This is a genomic window from Legionella busanensis (genome assembly GCF_900461525.1).
GTDB classification, from domain to species: Bacteria; Pseudomonadota; Gammaproteobacteria; order Legionellales; family Legionellaceae; genus Legionella_C; species Legionella_C busanensis.
The window spans coordinates 1,377,488-1,394,767 of record NZ_UGOD01000001.1 but is presented as its reverse complement, the minus strand read 5'-3'; the positions used below and the strand labels follow the sequence as shown (position 1 = coordinate 1,394,767).

Genomic DNA, 17,280 nt, shown 5'->3' with positions numbered 1-17,280 from the left:
ATGTATATTTTTGGGACACTCCTAAAAATGCCTTCATTGTCTTAAACTAATTTTAATTTGCAAAATATTAGGGGTGTAGTCGGAATGAATCTAGGTTCCAATCATATAAATTCGCGCTCAGGCTAATATATTACAAACTTAAAATGCCCCTTTCCCAAAATCATCATTTTATTTAGACATAATTCTTATCACAAAAAAGTCAATTTTTAAGCAGTAGAAGAAATTTACCATAATAATAAACCGTTAAATCACAAAGAATTACGGTGCATTCATAACAAAACCTGCTTGCAAAATAAAAGTAAATCGCTAACATGATATGTCTAAAAGTAAATATTAAAAATAATAAGAAGGGATGTCATGAAAATTGCTTTTTTTTCAAGCGCTTTGCTTTTTACTAGCACAGCGATGAGCGCAATACCAATTAATGGTTGCTATTCAAGTATTTTTGGCGGTATTAACTATATTTTTGATAATCTTAGCGTACGTCAAGATAATTTGATTTCAACATATTCCTTTTATCCTACAATCTCTAATCTTGCATTAACGAATGCTTCTTATGAGCCAGGTTATGATGTGGGCTTAAGATTTGGCTTTCAAAATAATGCTATACGTTATGAAGCAGAACTAACTTACCTTAACGCAGATGTTGAACGGTTTTATATCAACAAACTTCGTCAAAGTCGTGTAAATGGTGAAACAGATGCCATATTTGCAATGGGCAATATCTATTATGATTTTCCGGATATGGTTGAAGCCATTTCACCTTTTCTAGGTGTAGGCCTAGGTTATGGCTGGATTGAAGGGAAGTTTAATACGCGCAGTTTCTATTATTCGCCTCATGCTTTCCCAAGTTTTAATGCTGTAGATTACCAAGGATCAAATAGTGTGTTCGCCTATCAAGTCACTGCTGGATTTACTTATAATTATGCTGAGAATTATGCTCTTAACCTTGCCTACCGTTATATTGGCACAGATCGAGTAGAGGCGCTCGGCAAGGTATTTCAAGCCAATTTAGTCACTGTCGGTCTTCTTTACCGTTTTAATGAAAATAATTATAAGTAAGGGTTAAATGATGAATTTAATGATGCGGTTTGGTATTGCAAGTGCCATGCTTATAAGTAGTGCAGCCTACGCTGCCGATCCAGACAATGGCTGGTATGCTGGTTTTTTAGTTGGTGGCAGTTATTTAGAAGGTATTGATCTTAATTTATCAAAATTTCCTTCTCTTCCTTTTGTAACTTATATCCCTCAAACTTCCACTTTAAATCCACTCTTCCCTCTTCTCTCTGGACTTACAGTGAATTCTCCTTCAGTGACTTATAAAGTGGGTTTTAATGGCGGTATTGCTGTAGGTTATCGTTGGTGTGAAAATTATCGCTTTGAAGGAGAACTTAATCTTGCTGGCAATCAAATTGCAAAAATACAAATTCCTACTATTGGCGCTATTAGAAGACATCAAAATCCATATGGTCTAAGTTTAAGTGGTAGCACAGGTATGCTTGCTGCGTTATTTAACGCCTATTATGATTTTTATACACCTGGTAGTGATTCAAGCTTTGTTCCCTATATTGGCATAGGAATAGGTTATGCTTATTTCCGCACCAATTTTAGCCTACAGCAATATGGCGTTTATATTGGCCAAAGTCGTGTTAGTGGATCAACTACAGCGCCTGTTGGCCAGGGTATTATTGGCCTTAGTTATTTTATTGATGAGACTATTTCAGTTGGTGCAGATTTCCGCTACTTAACAAGTAACAATATTAATAATTTTAATGGCCGAGTAGCTATTGAATCATTAAATTTTGTTATGAATTTTAGCTTTGATCAGCCTGAACAAGTTGCTTAAATAAATTTTTACCCATTTTTCTGGTAAGGCTAATCCATTTACTTAATAAAAATGGGTAAATCAGGGAAAAATATCAAAATCTTGATAAAAAGAATTATTTTTATATTTTTTTGATTAAAATTAATACTAAAAAAGCAGATTGTAATGATCTATATGAGCATTCTCAATTACCTAGGCATAGGTTTTAAAGCATAATTTTCATTCACAATGCGCTTAATATAACTGTTTGGTGATTAGAGCTTGGCTGGTACAGTAAAATAAAATATTATTTACATAATAATATTGCTTAAAATTACTTATTTAGTCTAAGATTGTTCTAATTCTATTCTATTAGTGTCGTCACAAACATTAAAATGCAAATATTTTTACCCTATCAATAAAAATAATTAAAATTTTATACTAATTGACAGATAACCATAGGAATATTGAGTTTACTTAACTTATAAGATTTCATTATGACTTTTTTAATTGCACCTTCTTTACTCTCAGCTGATTTAACTCGCTTAGGCGAGGAAATTGAAAATGTTATGGCTGCGGATGCTGATATGATTCACTTTGATGTAATGGATAACCATTATGTTCCTAATTTAACACTAGGCCCTTTTGTTTGCCAAAACATTTTGCAGCGTTTTCCTGAATTGATAATAGATGTTCACTTAATGGCTAACCCTGTTGATGAACTGATTAAACAATTTGCTAAAGCTGGTGCTAAACGTATTAGCATTCATCCTGATGGGACCATACATTTAGATAGAAGCTTAGCCTTAATTCAAGAATTTGGTTGTGAAGCAGGGCTTGTGTTAAACCCAGCCACTTCGCCTGATAGTATTCAATGGTGTATTAATAAACTTGATTTTGTCTTAGTTATGACAGTCAATCCAGGTTTTGCGGGACAAAAGCTTATTCCCGAAGTTATTAAAAAAATAGCTCTGATTAAAGAGCAATATCCTAACTTGCCAATTTCTGTAGATGGAGGGGTTACCGTAGATAATATCAAAGCACTTGCTAAAGTAGGCGCAACGCATTTTGTTGCTGGGTCGTCTATTTTTAATAGTGAAAATTATCAACAAGCGATCAGTAATATGCGAACTCAATTGGCTTCTTTATAAAACTTAATATGAAAATATTTCTTTTCTTATTAATACTGATTTCTCCTCACCTAAGTTATGCGACATCCAGTAACGCATATATGACAAGGTTTGATACCTATATGAAATGGCATCAGAACCTACCAGAACAACCTGAACAAGATTTTTTAAATTTTATTGATAATGATACGCCCCTTGCTAAGAAACTTAGAGAAAAATGGTTATATCAATTAGCTAAACAAAAAGATTGGCTTAATTATGAGTTATATTACAAACAAACTGAGGATGTTAACTTACAGTGTTTTTACCATTTAGCAAGTTACTATCAAGGTAAAAATGCTACGGCCTTTAGTGCAGCCAAAACACTATGGTTAACGGGTGACTCTCAGCCACCTGCCTGTAATCAGTTATTTGAATTATTACTTAAGAATGAAAGTTTTGATCAGAATTTAATAAAACAACGCATTATTTTAGCCCTTGATAAACATAATTTACCTTTAGTTCGCTATCTTTTAAAGCAATATAAGGTGCCACGTTTAAAAGACGAGCAACAGCTAATCACTATTTACCAAAATCCTTTACGTATTCAGCAACTTCCATTTAATGATTTATACAGTCACTTTTATTTATTTGGCCTTAAACGTATGGTTTCCCTTAATATGCCTCAGGCTTTTAAAATTTGGACAAAGGTGCAAAATAGTAACGTATTAAGCAATGATCAGAAACAGGCGTTTCTAGCACATGTTGCTTTGTATAAGGCAATGCGTAATCAAGATGATACATCGGAATGGTTTACTAAAGTCCAACCCGCTCATTACAATGATGTTTTATTAGATTGGCAAATCCGTTTTGCATTAAAACATAAGCAATGGAAACAAGTTGTCGCATTAATTAATTATTTTCAAGATCAACAAAATCCTTGTTGGCAATATTGGTCAGCGCGTGCTAAAGAAGCCATGGGTCAATTAACTCAAGCAAAAGATATTTATCAAGAACTAGCTAAATCAAGGCAGTATTATGGCTTTTTAGCTAGCTTGCGTTTGAATAGAAAGTTCTCTTTTGAAAATGAAAATCCTATTAGCGATAAAACCATTTTAAAACCTTATGAACCCTTTATTGATAAGGTAAAATTACTCTATCAAAATCGTCAGACTTTAGAAGCTTCTCGTTTATTAAACGATTTCGTTAGTGAATTACCAAAAGAAGACAAAAGTGCACTTTTGTCTTGGGTTGCTAATGAGTTGCAATGGCATGGGAAATCAGTTGCATTAAGTAATACGCAAGAACTAAACAATCAACTCTCTCTTCGTTTTCCAATTCCATATACTTCTACCATTAATTCGTATGCTAAAAGTTATCAAGTTTCACAAGAATTTATTTATGCCATCATTCGTCAAGAGAGTGGCTTTAGAGATGATGCTGTTTCTCAAGCAGGTGCGCGAGGTTTGATGCAAGTAATGCCAGCTACTGCTAGCTCTGTTGCTAAGCAAGCACGAATCGATTACAAAGATAAAAATCAGCTTTTTTCTAAGGAGAAAAATTTAAATATTGGCGTCGCTTATATAAAACATTTATCGAAAAGATTTAATGATCATCCAGCATTAATTGCTGCAGCTTATAATGCAGGGCCAAGGCAAGTTAATTATTGGCTTAAAAATCACCCAGTCAATGAGATGGATATTTGGATTGAAACATTACCTTGGCGTGAAACGCGCAATTACTTAAAGAATGTTATAGCCTTTTATGCAGTATATCAGTACCGCATGCAACACCAGCCTAATATTGGTAGTTTTTTAAAACCTCTTTAATGATTTTATTTAATTAATAAAATTTTCATAAAAACGGCATTATTAAAAGAGTCAATTAATAACGACACGATCGCTGTTCTTCTATTCCTAGCGTTTCTAACTCTTCTTTAAAGTTGTCATCATTGTTCAAATAAATTAAATCCTCATAAAAGCTATCATCTACAATAACTGGTGTAGCATTATCGAGATTAATTTCTAGAGATTTTTTTGAGGCTTCCTTATTAGAGGCAGTTTCTATTGAATTTTCAGAATCGTTATCATCACCAAGATAAAAAAAATTTTCATAACTACTTATATCTAAATCAAAAGAATTAACTTCTTCAATCGTATCATCTTTAAGAATATCACATATATCATTTATTAATTCATGTGAAGTAGGTAGAGATAAATGCCCTTGCCTTGGAAAAATTTTCATTGAATTTGGGTGTTTATCTACATATTCTTTAATAAAAGCGCCTGACGAAACAATCCCATCATTACCCGCTATCATAAAATGATGTGATATTTCTGATTGCACAATAAGTGCAGAAAGCTCTTCTAAATATTTACTTTTAATTTCCATTTGCTTTACAGAAGTTGAAAACCATGTAAGCGGAGGAAGCGCTAAATAAGAGCCATTAAAAGGGGTAGCTAATGTAATTACAGCTTTAACTTTAATACCATGTTTCTTGGCTTTTAAAGCTGCTTTCGAACCAACTAACCCGCCTCGAGAATGGCCAATTATTGCGATGCACTCGGCTTTATCAGCCCTAATTTTTTCAAAAAGCTCATCAGCAAATTCATCAATACCCCTACCATGAAAGCGGTTTTGAAAAGATACTATTGTAAAAGAAACAATATCATTTAAATTTTTTTTACGTATTAAACGTCTCACTAACTTAAAAAGAGATAAAGGAAAATCAGCAGTTCCTGGGACTACATAAACATGCGTCTTTGACTTACTATTAGGGTTACAATTTGTTCTATAACAAATGTAGTCTTCAGTTTTAGACATCAACCAGTAATAAGGATGGATTAAGGCACCTGTATAACTTACAGGTTGATTTTTTTGAATGAACTTTTTCGTAGTATTAAAAAAACCTTTCTCCCATGGCATAAATCGCCTCCTAATTAGTTATATCCTTATTTTCTAATCTTTGCGGCCATATTATTATTACTATGTTAAAAAAAATTTCTCAAGCAACTGAGATTAATTTATTCTAATTGGCTTAAAAAAGGCGTTTTTTTAAATTGACAATAGGAAGAAAAGTCGATTAAGAAAAAGCGTAGCATACATAAAGTACATGTTATTTTTGCAGACTTTTTTCAGATGAACATGGCCATCAATGCCGCTTGGAAAAGGTCTAATAGAAAGCCATATAAACTAGTAAATGGCTTTCTATCAGTTTTTAACTAGACATAATTATGAACAATTTCCTGCTTTATGCGCACAAATGCTATTAAGTAAAGCTGTAAAACGGCTATCAGGGATAGAGCTTCCTTGTGCTTTAGGATCGGCACTAACATAACCATAAGAAGTAATCCCTATAATGCGATTAAGACCAGGATTTAAACCACCTGTTTGGCCAGTTGAATATGCCCCAAAGTTTTGTACCCAAGGCCCACCACTAGAACCACCTGCCATATCTGAGCCATATTCAGCATTGTTAGGTGCTACCATACGCGCGCTCTGAGCTGTTACTTGATGCATCTTTTGGCAATTATCAAAATTACAGGGATAACCAAGTAAATGGGCATGATTAGGGATGAGTGCTTGTGTTTGATAGCCTAGATAACCTGTTATAGTACCAATGCGTTGTAACGTATTATTGACAGTATTATCTCGCATTTCAAGCATACCGTAATCTGCTGCATTAGGGATTGAGCCACCACCTGTTGACCAAGTATTTGTTACTAAAACATAAGACCATGTCCACGTTTGAAAAGGAGCTGAACCATCACGAAATGCAGGAACAAAACGCCAATTAGTATAATAACCATTAGCACCATCTGAACCTTTATGGAGGCAATGACCTGCAGTAACAACGATTCGATGACGTAAAACAGAGGCAGAACAGACATAATCACCTTGTCCAGGAATAGTAAAAAATAACTTACCAACTGCTCGATAAGGGTAAGCTAAATCTGCGGATAAAGGAATTAAACGGGAACTTGAAAAATGATAATTTAAAGTTCCTGTGTCGAAATTAGCAATTTTAATTTCCTCTGGTACAGAATCTAAAAGTACTTGCGGTGTATAAAGCTGTCTAATATCCGGTTTAATATCTTTTCCTTCCGGAGGTGCGCCATCACCTGACTCAGGATTACCCAATAAATTTTGCTCATTATCCATAGGTATTTCTTGAGTACTTTTAAAATTCACTAAAGGTAGAGGCATTTCTTTAGCATTCTTCATACGTTCTGGTGTCCAATAATCTACCAAATTTTGTTGTTCATTATTTTCTTTGGCTAAAAACTCTTCAGCATAACTTATTATCGACACTGAACTTATCACTAGAAAAGTACAGCTTATTAAGGCCGTTTTTAAACGCATATCTAACTCCTTTTAAATACTGTTTAAACGCATATTCATATGGCACCACATGCACTGAAATATTTTATTGGCGCAGTTAAAATGATTTTTGATTGGCTATACTTCAGCGCTAAATATCATTTTTCTTTAATCAACGCTAAAATAACTTTGTAGAATGCGGGCATATAAATAGTCCTTTTTGTTAATAAAATGATCTATTAACAAGGTTAAACGTAGAGGAGCATTTTATTAAAGTCAAAAATAAATTTTTTAAAATTTAGCCATTTTGATAGAATATTGTATTAAATCAAAAGATTTAAAAAGTATAAAAATTCTTCATAAATTTAAATCTTTTTTAAGTAGCGATTTATAAATAATGTTGGAAGCTTAAGAAAATATAAGAAGGAAACTTTATAGCAGTGAATGCAAAAACAATTATTAAAAATAAAAACAAGCGCATGTCCATCTCTGTCCATACGCTTGTCCAACTCAGCTACACTTGCTTATTATTGTGCTGCTTGATTTGATTCTGCTTGATTGGCAGCTGCATATTCAATAGTATTAGCAGCATTTTGTAGTTCTTGTTCTCTTGCGAGCTCAAGGCGACGGTTGCAAGCGATAAGTAAACCATCGAACATCTTGCTGAAGGCATCATAGCATCGGTCAATCATTTTCAATGCTTCACGGCGTGTTTCTACCGGTATTGCTCTTGAAAACAATTGTCGTTCCATTTCTTGCTCAAATAATGCATGTGCCATTTCAACTTCTAAATGCGAACTTGAAAAGTATTTTAAGTTTTTATCTTCACCTGTTTTTTGCACTTGTTTAACTACTTTTTCAAAGAAAACATGGCCAGATGACTCTAAAGTAAGGAGTAAGACAATATTAATAATCTCATCATCAGCTTTATAAATTTCTGACATGATAGAGTAAGCTGCATCACGTGTTAATTGTGATTCTTTACTGTATAGCCAGGATACGTCATCTTTGCTACATGCTTTGTTATCACTTATTTTACCTAAATATTTCTTATCATGAATAAACCATTTTTCATGACCAGCATCTTCTAAACGATGGTGACGAGCAACTTTCTTTAGATACGGATCAGTTACTCTTTCTTCATTAAGCCTTAAAATATCTTGGAAGGTCATTGCCCAGAAAGTTAATTCTGGTACAAAGTAACTAATTTCCTCAATAGTATCTAATTGCTCTAAAACTTCAAAAAAAGGATGATTCATGAACTCTTGCTGTTTAGAATCAATATATAGTTGTATAGTTTTCATAACTGTCTCCGCGACATAATTTGATGGACAATTTTAATATTGCAGGAGCCATGCCAGATTTTTAATCACTTTTTCACTAGAAAGTCTTCAAAATAAAGCTTAATGGGCTTATTCCTTTGCTTTTTTTAAGTAAAAAGCACCCGTGGTGACAAAATATTGTCCCCAAAAACCATACTTTTGACAAAGTTTTGACTAAAATGTCATTGTATTTAAAATGTATTTTTAATGAAGGTTCAAATTCGCCAATTTTTTGTCATAATCCTCCATCAAACTATCAATTCTCTGCCAATTAAGTGCTTCTATGTTATTTAAATCAGCACAAATTTGATTTAAAAATTCATTTTGAATCTGTCCAATAGCCAAAGCTTGAGCATATGGGGTGTTTGTAAACATCACTAGCGCGTGTTTTGAGACATAACGTTTTGGATAGCGATTCATTAGAATATGCTCTAGTTGCTTTTTTAAATTAAATTTTTCATCACAAATATCACTTTGTATTTCATGAAAATTATCCATAGACATTTTTGCTACAGCGTCAGTATTGGCTTTACGTTCATGAAAAAAGGCTGGTAGGGCTTTGCTCCAATCATCACGATATTTATCCAATGTCTCATTAAAAATTCGACAATCCTCAAAAGCACTATTCATACCTTGGCCAAAAAAAGGAACTAATCCATGCGCAGCATCACCTATTAGTAAACATTGATCCTGGTAATACCAAGGGGAGCATTTAATCGTACTCATATTGCCTGTAGGATTATGAAAAAATTCTGCGACTAAATTTGGCATTTCATCATAAGCATCAGGAAAAAATTGCTTAAAAAAAGTTTCTACCTTAAATTCATCTGTAAGGTTTGCAAAACTATTTTTCCCCTCATGTGCAAGAAATAATGAGCCGGTTATCGAATGGTCACAATTAGGATTACCAAGTAAAAGAAAGGAATCACGCGGCCATAAGTGAAGATGTTCCTTAGCCATTTTTTCAGGCGAGGCACCACTTATGGAAAGCTCTTTATAGCCATAATTTAAAAAATCTCTTTTAAATTCAACTATATTTTTTTTAACCATAGCTTCACGAACTTTTGAATTAGCGCCATCTGTGCCTACCAAGTGTTCATAAGATTTATGTAATTTTTGGCCTAATTTATCTTCAAAACAAATAGATTTATTATCAAAACTTATTTCTAATAAACGGGTGGAAAAATTTAATTTGATATTAGGTAGCGATTCAATTTCATTCAAAATAAATTCATTTAAATCATGTCTTTGTATTGCGTTAATATATTCATTAGGGTGACGGCCAAATGGTTGATAGCGAACACTGCCATCCGCCTCATGAATAGCGCGAGCTCGCATTGGGACCATCATTTTTTTAACTTTAGGCATTAACCCAATATGGGAAAGACTTGTTAAGCCTCTACAAGACATAGCAAGGTTAATTGAACGACCTCTATCCACTTGTGCCAAGCGAATATCCGGACGTGACTCAAAAAGCTCAACATCATAACCTCGTTTAGCCAAATATAATCCCAATAGTGCGCCTGATAATCCTGAACCAATAATGGTTACATTTCTCATCCTGCTCTCCTCCAAGTAGGACTGACTGCAGATACTTAATAGACCTCTTCGGAAACTCTACTACACAGGCGCAATGCTTCGTCGATACGGTGCTCAAATCCTTATGTACTCATATGTACACTAAGGGTATGCGCTCCGTTTCTTCTTGCACTGCACTCTCTGTAGCGAGTTTCCAAAGAAGTCGAACAAATTCAGTAATTATTTTGCATAGATTTATGATAATCCTCACAAAAGTATTAATTTGGTTATTTACGAGAGCGTAAATAAATAAATTCAATACCTAAAGAATTTAACTTTAATAAAATTAAGCAGCAAAAATCATACCCATTCTTATTGTTTTTTGGGTAACTGCTTACTATTTAGTATTGAATAATTTAGAAAAGGTAGGGTAGTTAAATTTGAAAAAATAAAGATAATAATTAAGTTAATCAGTAATGAAAAATTTAAGTTTCATCAAGTTGCGGTAAGCTATTTTGTTCTAAAAATTCTTTAAGCTCATTTGGTTTATTAGGTGGTTTAAAATAATAACCTTGAGCATAATCGCAGCCATGTTTAATGATAAATTCTTTTTGTAACTCATTTTCCACGCCTTCAGCAAGCACCTCCAGGTTGAGGCTGTGACCTAAATTAATAATTGCTCTAGCAATAGCAGCATCATTTTCTTTATTTACTAATTCGCTAATGAATGAACGATCAATTTTTAATTTATTTACAGGAAATTGCTTTAAATAAGACAAACTTGAATAACCTGTGCCAAAGTCATCAATCACTAATTTTGCACCCATCTCACGTAATTGATACATGGTTTCTACGGCATGTTTAACATCATCAACTAATAAACTTTCGGTAAGTTCTAGTTCAAGATAAGAGGCAGGCAAGCCTGATTTCATTAAAATTTCTTGTATTAATTCGGGTAACTTTGTTTGCCTAAATTGCCGACCTGAAATATTGACGGCAATACTTAAGTCTTTATAGCCTTCTTTATGCCAAACAACTAATTGTCTACATGATTCTTCTAAAACCCACTTACCAATATCGACAATTAAGCCATTTTCCTCAGCAGTACCAATAAATTCTGCAGGTGATACTTGACCTAAAATATGGCTATTCCAACGAATTAATGCTTCAAAGCCCACGATAATATTTTTTCTTAAATCCATAAGCGGTTGATAAACCAAATAAAATTCATTGCGCTTTAAAGCATCCCTTAAAGCATTATCAAGCTGCATACGATTAACAACACGCTTATTCATTTCTTGTTCAAATACGCGATAACTATTACGCCCACTGTCTTTCGCATGATACATCGATAAGTCAGCATTCTTCATAAGGGTTTCATAATCAAGCCCATCTTTAGGATAATAACTAATTCCAATACTGCCAGTAATTTTTAAATTATGCTGACCAATTTGAAATGGTTTTTCAATTAAGTTTAATATTTCGTCTGCTGTTTGTTCAGCTTGTTTTTCAGAATGAATATCTTGGAGAAGAATAACAAACTCATCGCCCCCCAAACGAGCGACTGTATCAAAATCATTTGTTGCAATAAGCAATCGATTTGAAACAGCTTGTAATAATTTATCGCCAATACTATGACCTAAAGTGTCATTGGTAAATTTAAATCGATCGAGATCTAGGAATAAAAAAGCCAGGCTAGCATTCTTTTTCTTCGCTTGTAAAATAGCTTGCTCTACCCTATCCATCAATAAAACGCGATTAGGTAATTCAGTTAAAGAATCATGGGTTGCCTGCATAAGCAATTGCTGTTCCATTTCGCGCCGTTCAGTTATGTCATTGATAATACCAACATAATGTTTAACATTTCCGGAAAGATCAGCTACAGGTGCTACACTCATTTCACACCAATATACCTCGCCTGAGCGCCTTGATGTTTCAAGCTCAACTGTTTCTTCTCTTAATTCCTTAATTGCTAAAGTAATCCGCTTATAGTTAGCTTGATCAATTTTTTTTCCATGAATATAAGCCAAGTTCTGACCCAGAACTTGTTTTTCATTGAATCCGGTAATTCTTTCAAACGCTCTATTTATATAGATTATTGGTAGATTTTCTTTCGTAATATCAAAAATAGCTACACCATGGGTGCTTGCTTCTATAGCACGCTCCCGAACGCGCAGGCTCTCATCAGCCATTTGGCGTTGTGTAACATCACGAAAACTATAAACTCGGCCAACAATTTCTGAGCCAATACGTTGAGGTTGCGTATAGCGAGCAAAAATCCGACCATCTTTAAAATAAATTAAAGGTAGTTCACCTTGCCAATCAGGATTTTCGTATAAAAATTGTACATCAGCAATAACTGCTTCAGGGTTACTTAATTGCTCTAAAATATATTCAAAGCCAATACTTTCTGTACCTGATTCAAGCATGTGAGAAGGAATACGCCACATTTCGACAAATTTTTGATTCCAATCAACTACTTGGCCTTTGCCGTTAACCATCATAATTCCATCAGCAGTACACTCAAGTGTTGCACGTAATAATGAGAGAGACTTTTCAAGCTCAACATTTTTTTCGACAATTGCGCTTGTATTTACTTGAATATTTTCTGATAAAGGGCTTTGTTTTTTGCGTTGAAACTCAGGCTGAGAGTGATACCATTTTTCTAATAAGGTAGGTAGATTGGGGGTGATAGTAACAATGCCTAACTCTTCACAAACATTGGTTAGCGATGGCTCTATACCGCGTTTCTTAACTGTTTCAGCTGCTAAGGCAACTTTTTGGTAGTCGATTTCTTGCCTACGCATCGATCCCTCACTAAAATAACAACCTTGTTAGCGACTATGAAAAATAATTTTTAACAAGATACGCGTTTACTATATCAATTAAAGTATATACTGCATTCTTAAGTTTTGCTTAATTCTAAAAATAGGAATATTAATGGACAAAAATCATTTTGATACACGTGCCATTCATGCAGGGCAGCAGGCTGACCCTTCAACAGGTGCCGTTATGACCCCTATCTATGCAACTTCAACTTACAAACAAGAAGCACCTGGTATTCATCAAGGTTATGAGTATTCACGTACTAAAAATCCAACTCGCTTTGCTTATGAGGCATGTTTAGCGAACTTAGAATCAGGCAAGCAAGGTTTTGCATTTGCTTCAGGCATGGCTGCAATTAATACGGTTATTGATCTCTTAAACCAAGGCGATCATGTTATTGCTACCAATGATTTGTATGGCGGTACTTATCGCTTGTTTGATAAGGTAAAAACCCGTACTTCAGGCTTATCTTTTACTTTTGTGGATATGACTGACTCAGCGTCAATTGCTAATGCTATCCAGCCTAATACACGGATGATTTGGGTAGAAACTCCTTCTAACCCTATGCTTAAACTAGCAAATCTTGCTGAAATCGCCCAATTAGCAAAAAAACATCATCTTATTTCAGTAGCTGACAATACTTTTGCTACGCCTTGGATACAGCGCCCGCTAGAACTGGGTTTTGATATTACTTTACACTCAACAACCAAATACATTAATGGTCATTCTGACGTTGTTAGTGGGGCGGTCGTGGTTGGTGATAACCCTGAATTAATTGAAAAAATAGCATTTTTACAAAATTCTTGCGGTGCTATTGCTAGTCCTTTTGATAGCTTTTTACTTCTACGTAGCTTAAAAACGCTTGCAATTCGTATGCAGCGCCATTGTGAAAATGCTATGGCGCTTGCCCAATGGCTTGAACAACATCCAAAAATCAAACAAGTTATCTATCCAGGTTTACCTAGTCATCCGCAATATGAACTTGCCCAGAAACAAATGCAAGCTTTTGGCGGTATGATATCAATTGTACTAGATGCAGATTTAGCGTCTACTCAGCGCTTTTTACAGCGCTGTCATGTTTTTACTCTGGCAGAAAGTTTAGGAGGCGTTGAAAGCTTAATTGAACATCCAGCTATTATGACACACGCATCAATTCCTCCTGAAACAAGAAAGATTTTAGGTATTGTTGATGGATTTGTACGTTTGTCAGTAGGTATTGAATATATAGAAGATTTAATCTCTGATTTAGATTATGCATTAAATTAGAGTAAGGAGAAAGATTGAATGCAGTACAAAAAAGGTAGCCAGTGGCTTGGTATTTTAACTGTTTTGCTATTAATTGTGTCGACAATTGTTTTTTTTATACCTATTCTTGTCATTGGCATACTAAAACTTTTCCCTAATTTGCGCTGGCGTATTTTTTGCACCAGGGTTATCGATAAGATCACTACTTATTGGTGCGGTATTAATAATCGGTATATTAGTTTAACTAATAAGGTGAATTGGCAAGTAAGTGGTTTAGAAAGGTTAACGAATGATAACTGGTATCTAGTTGTAGCAAACCATCAAAGCTGGTTAGATATCGTTGTCTTACATTTTATTTTAAATCGAAAAATTCCTGTTTTAAAATTTTTCATTAAAGATCAATTAAAATGGGTTCCTTTATTAGGCTTTGCATGGTGGGCTATGGGTTGCCCATTTATGAAACGTTATTCTAAAGAATATTTAGCAAAAAATCCTAAGAAACAAGGGCAAGATTTAGCGTCTACCAATAAAGCGATGACCTTATTTAAAAATACGCCCTCAGCGGTTATGAATTTTATTGAAGGTACACGGTTTAATTCCGAGAAAAAGAAAAGCCAAAAATCCCCTTATAACTTTTTATTAAAACCAAAAGCAGGTGGAATAAGTTTTGTAATCAGTGCCTTAGAAAACCGTATTAAAACGATTACCGATCTTACTATTGTATACTCTGCCAAAGCCCCTACTTTATGGGATTTCCTCTGTAATCGTATTGATACAATTTATGTTAAATTAAGGCAAATTCCTATTCCTAATAAGTTCTTTGATCAATCTTTAGCTTATGATGAAAATAAGCAATTAGAATTTCGAGATTGGTTAAATCAACAATGGGAAGAAAAAGATAAGTTAATAGGTAAATTACAATCCACACCCTTATAACCGAATTTAAAAAAATAGATGCTTACTAGAGTGAGCATCTATTTTTCTTCCTAGGCTACTTCATTCTTAGGAGAGATTAAGTATACTAACTAGACCTCTTTTTTATAGTTCTTATCATGAATTCATTAGAAAAAATTATTAACGAAGGATTTGAAAAACGTCAACAGTTAACTTTAGATAATATATCGAAGGAGCTTTTATCAGCTGTGGATGAAGTACTAAGTGGGCTAGATGAAGGACACTATCGAGTAGCTGAATGTATTAATAACGAGTGGGTATCTCATCAATGGCTAAAAAAGGCGGTTTTACTGTCCTTTAGATTATATCCCAATCAGAAGATTGAGGCGGGTTTTTGCCAATTTTATGATAAAGTGCCGCTTAAATTCACCAATTATAATATTGGGCAATGGCAAGAAGCACAAATTCGTGTTGTACCACATGCTATGGTGCGTAAAGGTGCATTTATTGCCAGAAATACCGTCTTAATGCCCTCCTATGTTAATATTGGCGCCTATATTGATGAAGGTGTTATGGTAGATACTTGGGCTACGGTTGGTTCTTGCGCTCAAATTGGTAAAAATGTTCATCTATCTGGGGGCGTAGGTATTGGTGGCGTATTAGAGCCCTTACAAGCAAACCCTACCATTATCGAGGATAATTGCTTTATAGGCGCACGCTCAGAGGTAGTAGAAGGTGTTATTGTTGAAAAGAACTCCGTTTTATCAATGGGCGTTTTTTTAGGCCAAAGTACTAAAATCTATAATCGTCAAACGGGTACTATTACTTATGGAAGAATTCCCGCAGGATCAGTCGTAGTGCCCGGTAATCTACCTAGTGAAGATGGCAGTCATAGTTTATATTGTGCCGTTATTGTAAAACAAGTTGATGAGAAAACACGAGCGAAGGTAAGTATTAACGAATTGTTGAGAGAGTATCAATAATGACTTTGATTCACTCTTTATTAGCTGAACTAGTACGATTTAAATCAATTACCCCAGAGGATAATGGCTGTCAAAACTATATGATTAATTTTTTTAATCAGCTTGGCTTTACCTGTTTACCATTTAATAACCTGCCAGTTGCTAATTTTTTTGCTTATTTCGGCACTGAAGCCCCTTTACTGGTTTTTGCTGGCCATACTGATGTCGTCCCTATTGGTGATGAAAAACAATGGCATACTAATCCCTTTGAACTAGTTGAAAGAAATGGTTTAGCTTATGGCCGGGGAACAGCAGACATGAAAGGAAGCTTGGCTGCCATGATGGTTATGGCAAAACATTTTATTGCACATAAGCATCTTTTTAAAGGTAGCCTGGGCTTTTTAATTACCAGCGGTGAGGAAGGAAGCTTGTTTAATTTAGGCACCCCTCATGTAATGAGTGAATTAAAAAATCGTGGCATCCACCCTACTTTTTGCATAGTTGGTGAACCATCAAGCAAGAATACTATTGGTGATGTTATAAAAATTGGCCGCCGTGGTTCATTGACTGGTCAACTCACGTTACAAGGTAAACAAGGTCATGTAGCTTACCCACATCTTGCGCAAAATCCTATTCATTTACTAGCGCCTGCTTTAAAGGAATTGGTGAGTACATATTGGGATGAGGGAAATGAATTTTTCCCACCTACTTCCTTTCAAATCACCCATATCCATTCCGGTGGACATGCTGAAAATATAATTCCAGGCGAGTTACAACTACAATTTAATTTTCGCTTTTCGACTGAACAAACAGCCGATAGCCTTAAAATGCAAGTCGCAAACTGTTTCGAAAAGCATGGTCTAAATGCGATAATAAATTGGCGTTTAAATGGTGAACCTTTTTTAACTCCTCAAGGCAAACTACTTGACAGCTGTATTCAAGCTATTACTAAATTTACTGGCAAATCGCCTGAGCTTTCTACAGATGGAGGAACTTCCGACGGACGTTTTATTGCGCCTTATGGAGTAGAAGTTATTGAATTAGGTCCCCTTAATAAGACAATTCATCAGGTTAATGAATGTATATCTCTTAGGGACTTAGAGATTTTAAGTGAGATTTATTACGCTATCTGCCTCCAGTTATTATCATAAATTTTGACAAAGTAGCCCATTTCTCTGTGCCTAAATTTTAGAGTTTGTCTAACGCATCCAACAAAATGGCACGATTTTGGATCCCGCGGATAAGCCGTGGGATCCAAAGATGTGGAATATTTACCTTAT

At 34.6% G+C, this 17,280-nt stretch carries 13 protein-coding genes; 8 read left to right on the top strand and 5 right to left on the bottom strand.

The window, feature by feature from the left end:
• Window positions 1-357: 357 nt before the first annotated feature.
• The 4 genes from DYH30_RS06305 (at window position 358) to DYH30_RS06290 (ending at window position 4,742) form a co-directional block, all read left to right on the top strand.
• Window positions 358-1,062: an outer membrane protein gene (locus tag DYH30_RS06305; protein WP_115330833.1), complete on the top strand. Its 705-nt coding sequence runs from the start codon at window positions 358-360 to the stop codon at window positions 1,060-1,062.
• Window positions 1,063-1,069: 7 nt separating this feature from the next.
• Window positions 1,070-1,846: an outer membrane protein gene (locus DYH30_RS06300; protein ID WP_115330832.1), complete on the top strand. Its 777-nt coding sequence runs from the start codon at window positions 1,070-1,072 to the stop codon at window positions 1,844-1,846.
• A 455-nt stretch (window positions 1,847-2,301) separates the two neighbouring features.
• The gene (gene rpe / locus DYH30_RS06295; RefSeq protein WP_115330831.1) at window positions 2,302-2,955 is read left to right on the top strand and encodes a ribulose-phosphate 3-epimerase; all 654 of its coding nucleotides are present in this window, start codon (window positions 2,302-2,304) and stop codon (window positions 2,953-2,955) included.
• Between the two features lie 8 nt (window positions 2,956-2,963).
• The gene (locus DYH30_RS06290; RefSeq protein ID WP_115330830.1) at window positions 2,964-4,742 is read left to right on the top strand and encodes a transglycosylase SLT domain-containing protein; all 1,779 of its coding nucleotides are present in this window, start codon (window positions 2,964-2,966) and stop codon (window positions 4,740-4,742) included.
• Between the two features lie 55 nt (window positions 4,743-4,797).
• Here the strand turns inward: DYH30_RS06290 and DYH30_RS06285 are convergent, their stop codons facing one another.
• The 5 genes from DYH30_RS06285 to DYH30_RS06265 form a co-directional block, all read right to left on the bottom strand.
• Window positions 4,798-5,838, bottom strand: coding sequence for a PGAP1-like alpha/beta domain-containing protein (locus DYH30_RS06285; protein ID WP_115330829.1), 1,041 nt, complete (start codon window positions 5,836-5,838; stop codon window positions 4,798-4,800).
• A 306-nt stretch (window positions 5,839-6,144) separates the two neighbouring features.
• Window positions 6,145-7,275, bottom strand: coding sequence for a trypsin-like serine peptidase (locus tag DYH30_RS06280; protein WP_115330828.1), 1,131 nt, complete (start codon window positions 7,273-7,275; stop codon window positions 6,145-6,147).
• Window positions 7,276-7,760: 485 nt separating this feature from the next.
• Window positions 7,761-8,537 (bottom strand): hypothetical protein, encoded by a 777-nt coding sequence (locus tag DYH30_RS06275; protein WP_115330827.1) that lies wholly within the window; start codon window positions 8,535-8,537, stop codon window positions 7,761-7,763.
• A gap of 222 nt (window positions 8,538-8,759) precedes the next feature.
• Window positions 8,760-10,115 carry an FAD-dependent oxidoreductase gene (locus DYH30_RS06270; protein WP_115330826.1) on the bottom strand — a complete coding sequence of 452 codons (1,356 nt, stop codon included), beginning with the start codon at window positions 10,113-10,115 and terminating at the stop codon, window positions 8,760-8,762.
• 443 nt (window positions 10,116-10,558) lie between these two features.
• Window positions 10,559-12,880, bottom strand: coding sequence for an EAL domain-containing protein (locus DYH30_RS06265; RefSeq protein ID WP_115330825.1), 2,322 nt, complete (start codon window positions 12,878-12,880; stop codon window positions 10,559-10,561).
• Between the two features lie 133 nt (window positions 12,881-13,013).
• On the opposite strand from DYH30_RS06265, the gene DYH30_RS06260 reads away from it, so the two are divergent.
• The 4 genes from DYH30_RS06260 (at window position 13,014) to dapE (ending at window position 17,151) form a co-directional block, all read left to right on the top strand.
• Window positions 13,014-14,165 (top strand): cystathionine gamma-synthase, encoded by a 1,152-nt coding sequence (locus DYH30_RS06260; protein ID WP_115330824.1) that lies wholly within the window; start codon window positions 13,014-13,016, stop codon window positions 14,163-14,165.
• A gap of 18 nt (window positions 14,166-14,183) precedes the next feature.
• On the top strand, window positions 14,184-15,080 hold the full coding sequence (locus DYH30_RS06255) for an acyltransferase (protein WP_115330823.1): 897 nt from the start codon (window positions 14,184-14,186) through the stop codon (window positions 15,078-15,080).
• A 116-nt stretch (window positions 15,081-15,196) separates the two neighbouring features.
• Window positions 15,197-16,021 (top strand): 2,3,4,5-tetrahydropyridine-2,6-dicarboxylate N-succinyltransferase, encoded by an 825-nt coding sequence (dapD, locus tag DYH30_RS06250; protein WP_115330822.1) that lies wholly within the window; start codon window positions 15,197-15,199, stop codon window positions 16,019-16,021.
• Window positions 16,021-17,151 carry a succinyl-diaminopimelate desuccinylase gene (gene dapE, locus DYH30_RS06245; RefSeq protein WP_115330821.1) on the top strand — a complete coding sequence of 377 codons (1,131 nt, stop codon included), beginning with the start codon at window positions 16,021-16,023 and terminating at the stop codon, window positions 17,149-17,151. Before dapD ends, dapE begins: the two co-directional genes overlap by 1 nt.
• The last annotated feature ends 129 nt before the right edge of the window (window positions 17,152-17,280 follow it).